This window comes from Gemmiger formicilis, assembly GCF_016901605.1.
Taxonomy (GTDB): domain Bacteria; phylum Bacillota; class Clostridia; order Oscillospirales; family Ruminococcaceae; genus Gemmiger; species Gemmiger formicilis_B.
In genome coordinates this window covers 1-229 of sequence record NZ_JACJKP010000713.1, presented here as the reverse complement: position 1 = coordinate 229, position 229 = coordinate 1, and the positions used below count along the sequence as shown (strand labels likewise).

1 tRNA gene is annotated in these 229 nt (G+C 55.5%); it reads left to right on the top strand.

Going from position 1 to position 229, the window contains the following annotated elements:
- Positions 1-8 precede the first annotated feature (8 nt).
- Positions 9-85 (top strand) — tRNA-Ile (locus tag H6B10_RS16580).
- Positions 86-229 lie beyond the last annotated feature (144 nt).

The following is a 229-nucleotide window of genomic DNA, read 5'->3' as shown; positions in this document are numbered from 1 at the left end:
CACCATTTGGGCTGATAGCTCAGCTGGTTAGAGCACTCGGCTGATAACCGAGAGGTCGATGGTTCGAGTCCATTTCAGCCCACCACTGGTTATCCAGTGCGCTGGGTAACCCAAGAAACCTTATGCAAGACCCTCGAGGGTATACGAGCGGCGCGCAAGCGACGCGAGTATAACTTCTTTCTCGATGGTCGAGTCCCGGAAACGGGGCGATGTCCTTGGTTCACCGCAA